Origin of the sequence: Achromobacter deleyi (assembly GCF_902859705.1) — a bacterium.
Taxonomy (GTDB): Bacteria; Pseudomonadota; Gammaproteobacteria; order Burkholderiales; family Burkholderiaceae_B; genus Achromobacter; species Achromobacter deleyi.
Window position 1 is genome coordinate 48,134 of the sequence record NZ_CADIJO010000034.1, and the last position, 6,811, is coordinate 54,944.

General features: G+C 68.2%; 7 protein-coding genes. 6 read left to right on the forward strand and 1 reads right to left on the reverse strand.

The genetic code is table 11. The features are described 5' to 3' along the window. The first annotated feature begins 90 nt into the window (after positions 1-90). The 5 genes from HV798_RS28765 to HV798_RS28785 all read left to right on the forward strand — a co-directional run bounded on the left by HV798_RS28765 (position 91) and on the right by HV798_RS28785 (position 4,586). A complete protein-coding gene (locus HV798_RS28765) occupies positions 91-1,245 on the forward strand; it encodes an acyl-CoA dehydrogenase family protein (protein ID WP_175194293.1) in 1,155 nt (384 codons plus the stop codon). Continuing rightward, positions 1,242-2,417, forward strand: a complete 1,176-nt coding sequence (locus tag HV798_RS28770; protein ID WP_175194291.1) for an enoyl-CoA hydratase/isomerase family protein — start codon at positions 1,242-1,244, stop codon at positions 2,415-2,417. Before HV798_RS28765 ends, HV798_RS28770 begins: the two co-directional genes overlap by 4 nt. 91 nt (positions 2,418-2,508) lie before the next feature. Continuing rightward, complete coding sequence (mmsB, locus tag HV798_RS28775) at positions 2,509-3,399, forward strand: 3-hydroxyisobutyrate dehydrogenase (protein WP_175194289.1); 891 nt, start codon at positions 2,509-2,511, stop codon at positions 3,397-3,399. 1 nt (position 3,400) lies between these two features. Further along, positions 3,401-3,838 (forward strand): PaaI family thioesterase, encoded by a 438-nt coding sequence (locus HV798_RS28780; RefSeq protein WP_175194287.1) that lies wholly within the window; start codon positions 3,401-3,403, stop codon positions 3,836-3,838. 58 nt (positions 3,839-3,896) lie between these two features. Continuing rightward, positions 3,897-4,586, forward strand: a complete 690-nt coding sequence (locus HV798_RS28785) for a VIT1/CCC1 transporter family protein (protein ID WP_025138811.1) — start codon at positions 3,897-3,899, stop codon at positions 4,584-4,586. Between the two features lie 19 nt (positions 4,587-4,605). Here the strand turns inward: HV798_RS28785 and ygfZ are convergent, their stop codons facing one another. Beyond that, the gene (ygfZ, locus tag HV798_RS28790) at positions 4,606-5,604 is read right to left on the reverse strand and encodes a CAF17-like 4Fe-4S cluster assembly/insertion protein YgfZ (protein WP_175194285.1); all 999 of its coding nucleotides are present in this window, start codon (positions 5,602-5,604) and stop codon (positions 4,606-4,608) included. A gap of 157 nt (positions 5,605-5,761) precedes the next feature. On the opposite strand from ygfZ, the gene mltG reads away from it, so the two are divergent. Further along, on the forward strand, positions 5,762-6,811 hold a 1,050-nt coding region (gene mltG, locus HV798_RS28795; protein ID WP_175216614.1), incomplete at its 3' end, for an endolytic transglycosylase MltG.

Genomic DNA, 6,811 nt, shown 5'->3' on the forward strand with positions numbered 1-6,811 from the left:
ACGTCAACGTCATGTCAAAATCGGCAGGCTGGCGTTCACGAGACGGCAGCAACGCCAACAGACAATACCCATAACACCAGGAGACAGGCTGTGGACTTGGAACTGACCGACGAGCAGCGCGCGTTCGCGCAGGCCGCGCGCGACTACGCGCAAGGTGAACTGGCGCCCCACGCGGCGCGCTGGGACGCCGAAGGCATCTTCCCCAAAGACGCGTTTGCGCGGGCCGGCGAAATGGGCTTTTGCGCCATCTACGCCAGCGAAGACATCGGCGGCCTGGGCCTGCCGCGCCTGGACGCCACGCTGGTGTTCGAGGAAATGGCCGCGGTGGACCCGTCGACCACGGCCTTCCTGACGATCCACAACATGGCCACCTGGATGGTGGGCAAGTGGGGCCAGCCGGCCCTGCGCGAAGCCTGGGGGCCGCTGTTGGCCAGCGGCCAGAAGCTGGCCTCGTACTGCCTGACCGAGCCGGGCGCCGGGTCCGACGCCGCGTCGCTGTCCACCCGCGCGCAGCGCCAGGGCGAGCACTACGTGCTCAATGGCGCGAAGGCCTTCATTTCGGGCGGCGGCGATACCGACCTGCTGGTGGTAATGGCCCGCACGGGCGGCGAGGGCGCGGGCGGCATCAGCGCCTTTGCCGTGCCTGCCGACAGCGAGGGCATCAGCTACGGCCGCAAGGAAGAAAAAATGGGCTGGAACAGCCAGTCCACCCGGCCCATCGTGTTCGAGAACGTGCGCGTACCGGCGGCCAATCTGCTGGGGGAAGAAGGCGAAGGCTTCAAGATTGCCATGAAGGGCCTGGATGGCGGTCGCATCAATATCGGCACCTGCTCGGTGGGCGCGGCGCAGGGCGCGCTGGACGCGGCCCGGCGCTACATGGACGAGCGGCGCCAGTTCAACCGCCGCCTGGCCGAGTTCCAGGCGTTGCAGTTCAAGCTGGCCGACATGGCCACCCATCTGGTGGCGGCGCGCCAGATGGTGCGGCTGGCGGCCTGCAAGCTGGATGCGGGCGCGCCGGATGCGGCCACCTATTGCGCGATGGCCAAGCGCTTTGCCACCGACATGGGGTTCCAGATCTGCCTGGATGCCCAACAGATCCACGGCGGTTACGGCTACCTGCGGGACTATCCCTTGGAGCGTCTGGTGCGCGATACTCGCGTACATCAGATTCTGGAAGGGACCAACGAGATCATGCGTGTGATCATCGCCCGCCAATTGTTGGAAAAAGGAGCCGACATAAGATGACTGCACCGGTGCTGTTCGAAGAAAGAACCGCTGCCAACGGGATGCGCTTCGGGATTGCGACGCTGAATTCGCCGCAGACCCTGAACGGCCTGTCGCTGGACATGGTGGACCTGCTGGCCGAGCGCCTGGATGCCTGGGCGCGCGACCCGGGCCTGGCGCTGGTGGTGCTGCAGGGCGCGGGCGAAAAGGCCTTCTGCGCCGGCGGCGACCTGCACGGCCTGTACCGCAGCATGACCGAGAACGCGGGCAAGGGCCCGTGGGGCAATGCCTACGCGCGCCGCTTCTTCGAGCACGAATACCGGCTCGACTACCGCATCCACAGCTACCCCAAGCCGGTGCTGTGCTGGGGCCACGGCATCGTCATGGGCGGCGGTATCGGCCTGATGATGGGCGCCAGCCACCGGGTGGTCAGCGAGACCTCGCGCCTGGCGATGCCGGAAGTGTCCATTGGTCTGTTCCCCGACGTGGGCGGCAGCTGGCTCTTGAACCGCATGCCGGGCCGCACCGGCGTGTTCCTGGCCCTGACGGGCGCGCAGCTGAGCACCGCCGACGCATTCTTCGCCGGGCTGGCGGATTTCCGCCTGAACCACGAAGACTGGCCCAAGCTGCTCGAGTCGCTGCAAGAGCAACCCTGGGCCGGCCAGGCCACGGGCGGCGCCGAAGACGCGATTCCGCCGCGCTCGATCAACGACGGCCTGCTGCGCCGCGCGCTGACCGCGCTGGAACCGCAGACCCCGCTGGAAGTGGGCAACCTGCGCCAGCATTCGTTCCTGATCAACAGCGTATGCAGCGGCAACCGCCTGGACGAGATCGTCGAAGAACTGGCCGCCCTGAAAGACCACGCCGACCCCTGGCTGGCGCGCGCCGCGAAGACCATGCTGGCCGGTTCGCCGGGGTCGCTGCGCCTGTCGTTCGCGTTGCAGCAGCGCATGCGGCTGCGGTCGCTGGACGACGTGTTCCGCGCCGAATACGTGGCGGCGCTGCATTGCACGACGCAGGGCGACTTTGCCGAAGGCATCCGCGCGCTGCTGATCGACAAGGACAAGAATCCGCGCTGGAACCCGGCGTCGCTGGACATGGCCACCGAGGCCTGGGTGCAGCGGTTCTTCGATGAACCCTGGCCCGCCGGCCAGCCGCATCCGCTGGACGACCTGGGCAAGGAAGGCCGCTGATCTTCGCCTGCCGCGCTCGCGCGGCAGGCCCGCATTACGCAGCACACGATGATTTCATACCTACAGCAATAGCAACAGGAGACAGGACATCATGAGCAGTATCGCGTTTATCGGTTTGGGCAACATGGGCTCGCCCATGGCGTTGAATCTGGTCAAGGCCGGCCACAGCCTGACGGTGTTCGACCTGGTGCCGGCCGCAGTCAAGGTCTTGACCGATGCGGGGGCCAAGGCGGCCGCATCGGCGTCGGAAGCCGTCAAGGGCGCCGACGTCGTGATTTCGATGCTGCCCGCCAGCAAGCACGTCGAAGGCCTGTACCTGGGTGAAGACCTGCTGGGCAAGATTTCGTCTTCCGCGCTGGTCATCGAGTGCAGCACCATTGCGCCGGATTCGGCTCGCAAGGTGGCGCAGGCGGCCGAAGTGCGCGGCATCGCCATGATCGATGCGCCGGTGTCCGGCGGTACCGGCGGCGCGGCAGCCGGTACGCTGACCTTCATCGTGGGCGGCCAGGTCGCCGCGCTGGAACGCGCCCGCCCGGTGTTGGAAAAAATGGGCAAGAACATCTTCCATGCCGGCCCGGCAGGCGCCGGCCAGGTGGCCAAGATCTGCAACAACATGCTGCTGGGGATCCTGATGGCCGGCACGTCCGAGGCGTTGGCGCTGGGCGTGGCCAACGGGCTGGACCCCAAGGTGCTGTCGGACATCATCGCCAAGAGCTCGGGCCGCAACTGGGCCACCGAACTCTACAACCCGTGGCCCGGCGTGATGGAACACGCGCCGGCCTCCAAGGGCTATGCCGGCGGTTTCGGCGTGGACCTGATGCTCAAGGACCTGGGCCTGGCGGCCGAAGCCGCGCTGTCGGCGCGCGCCTCGATTCCGCTGGGCGAGCTGGCGCGCAACCTGTATTCGCTGCACAGCTCGGGCGGTTCGGGCAAGCTGGACTTCTCCAGCATCGTCAACCTGGTCAAACGCGAACAGGACTGACATGGCGGCGCATCCGTCTTTCGCGGACCCCGCCGAACGCGTCAAGGCCAGCTTCGACCAGCAGAGCATCATGCGGCTGATCGGGGCCAGCCTGGACGTGGTCGAGCCGGGCAGGGTGGACATCGTCCTGCCTTACCGGCAGGACCTGTGCCAGCAGAACGGCTTCCTGCATGCCGGCATCTCTACCACCATCGCCGATTCGGCCGGCGGCTATGCCGCCTTCAGCCTGTTCCAGCCGGGCGAAGACGTGCTGACCTCGGAGTTCAAGATGAACTTCCTGGCGCCCGCCAAGGGTGACCGCTACGTGGCCAGCGGCCGCGTGGTCAAACCGGGCAAACGGCTGTCGATCTGCCAGGTCGAGGTGCATGCGTACGAGGGCGAACAAGCCACGCTTTGCGTGATAGGCTTGCTCACCGCGGTGCGCGTGACGCCGCGCTGATCTGCTTGCGGCGGGCGTCCGCCGCAAGCTTTGTCGCGCCTTGAACAGGTCTTCGGCAATGCCCTCGAAAGAACACCACCGCATCTTCCGCAGCAACTGGCTGCGCGCCGCCGTCCTGGGCGCCAATGACGGCATCGTGTCCACCGCCAGCCTCATCACCGGTGTCGCCGCGGCGCAGGCCACGCACGGCGCGGTGCTGACCTCGGGCCTGGCCGGCCTGGTGGCAGGCGCCTTGTCGATGGCCGCGGGCGAATACGTGTCGGTGCGGTCGCAGGCCGATACCGAGGCCGCCGACCTGCGTCTTGAGCAACGTTCGCTCAAGCGCAATTCCGACGAAGAACTGGAAGAACTGATCGGTATCTACGTGGACCGGGGCCTGTCGCCGGACCTGGCCGAACAGGTGGCGCGGCAACTGACGCGCCACGATGCGCTGGACGCCCACGCGCGCGACGAGCTTGGCATTTCGGTGCACAACCGCGCCCGTCCGGTGCAGGCCGCCGTGGCCTCGGCCGCGTCTTTCGCGGGCGGGGCGGCATTGCCGCTGGCCGTGGCCGCGGTGACGCCCATGCCGCATTTGATTCTGTGGGTGATCGGCGCGTCGGTGGCCTGTCTGGCCGCCCTGGGCGCGTTGGCGGCGGGCGCCGGGGGCGCGCCCAAGGGGCCGGCGGCGCTGCGCGTGACCATCCTGGGGGCGTTGGCGATGGCGGCCACCGCGGGGGTGGGCGCCTTGTTCGGCACGGTGGTGTAAAGCCCGGCCGGCGCCGGAATTACGGCGTGATCGAATAGGGCAGCGGTTGGGCCGCAATGCGCGGGCCGTCGGCCGCGCCCAGCCGCAGGTCGCCTTCAGGCAGTGCGGCCAGCGTGGTTTCGAACAGCACCGACACCCCGCCTTGCGTCGCGGCGGCATCGACGACGCGGCCGGTGGGTTCGCCCGGCTGGGTGGCATCGAACACGTCGGTGCCGGCCAGCGCGCCGCCGGCCAGCCCGGCGTCGGCGATGGTGCCGTAGGCCATGCGGCGCTTGACGGTGCCGCGGTAGTGGCTGCGCGCCACCACTTCCTGGCCGGGATAACAGCCCTTGGTGAAGCTCACGCCCTGGATCAGGTCCAGGTTGACCGTCTGCGGAATGAAGACGTCTTGCGTGGCCGTGGTGATCCAGGGGAGGCCGGCGGCCAGGTCGGCGGCGTGCCATTGCGCGGCGGGGGCCAGGCCCAGCGTGGCGGCCAGCGGCGCGGCGGCGGCCAGTTGTTCGTCAGAGGCGATCCACCACCAGCGCAGCGTGGCGTCGGCCGAGGGTGCGGCGATCCAGGTGCCGGACGGCAGGTCGACGCGCTGCCAGGCGCTGCGCGGCAAGGCGCCCGCAACGGCTTCCAGCGCGGCCGCCTGGGCGGCGTCGGCCTGTACGCCGGCCACATGCAGGGGGGCGGGGGCCAGCTTGACCTTGGCGCGCAGCACGAACATGGACAGGCGCTTGATCAGGGCGGCCGACAGGTCCTGGCGCACCAGGCCGTAGAGTTGCGGGGCGTCGTCGGCGGCGGGGGCGCCGCGCCACATCACCAGGGTGGCCAGCAGGCGGCCCTTGGCGGTGCAGTAGCCGGCCAGGCGGGCGGCGTCGACGGGCAGGCCGGTGACGTCTTGCGTCAGCTGGCCATGCAGGAAGGTCAGCGCGTCGGCGCCGGCAGCGGCGAATACGGAAAAATCTTCCAAAGGCGCGCATTGGGCGCAACCTTCCGCGCGCACAGGGATCGAAGAATAGAAAGCATGCATGGCGGCAAAGGCCCGTGACTCGTCATCAAAGGCTTGATGATAGCCGCCTTCCCCCTGATAGAGGCCCATGTCCTGGACAGGCACAGGGGCGCAATACGCGCTCTGGCCCTGGTTTGGCCGCGACAGGGCCGCGCGATCCATTAAACTCCCCACACTTATGAAGAAGCGACTCCGTTTTTACGTCCTGTGGTCTTTCCTGCTGCTCGTGCTGGCTGCCGCCGCCGCGGTCGGCGCCGCCTGGAGCTGGATGCACCGACCCCTGCATCTGTCGGCCGACAGGATCGATTTCGTGGTGGACCCGGGCAGCAGCCCGCGCACCGTCGTGCGCGCGTTGAACGCCGCGGGCGTGCCCGTCTGGGAGCCCGGTTTTGTCTGGATGGCGCGGCTGACCGAGCAAGACAAATTGATCAAGGCCGGGGGCTACCAGGCCATCAATGGCGACACCCCCTGGCTGCTGCTGGAACGCATGGCGCGCGGCGACATGACCCAGCGCCAGATCACCTTCCTGGAAGGCTGGACCTTCCGCCAGATCCGCCAGGCGCTGCGCGAGAACCCGGACGTCAAGCAGACGCTGGGCGACATCAGCGATGAAGCGCTGATGGAACGCCTGGGGTCCGATATCAAGCATCCGGAAGGCCTGTTCTTTCCCGATACCTATATCTTCACGCCGGGCAGCACCGATTTCGACCTGCTGCGCCGCGCCTACCAGGAAGGCCAGCGCATCCTGGACGACACCTGGTCCAAGCGCCAGGCCGACCTGCCGGTGGCCACGCCCTATGAAGCGCTGGTGCTGGCGTCCATCATCGAAAAGGAAACCGGCCATGGGCCGGAACGCCGCCGCGTGTCGGGCGTGTTCACCAACCGCCTGAAGATCGGCATGCTGCTGCAGACCGACCCCACCGTCATCTACGGCATGGGCGACGCCTACCAGGGCCGCATCCGCAAGCGCGACCTGCAGACCGATACGCCCTGGAACACCTACACGCGTCCGGGCCTGCCGCCCACGCCCATCGCGGCACCCGGCCGGGCCGCGCTGCTGGCGGCGGTGCAGCCCGAACAGCATAAATTCCTGTTTTTCGTATCGCGGGGCAACGGCACCAGCGAGTTCTCGGTGAACCTGAACGAGCACAACCGCAACGTGTCCCGCTATATCCTGGGCCAGACCCCGGCGGGCCGCCCGGCCGCGACCACGCCGGCGCCTGCGGGC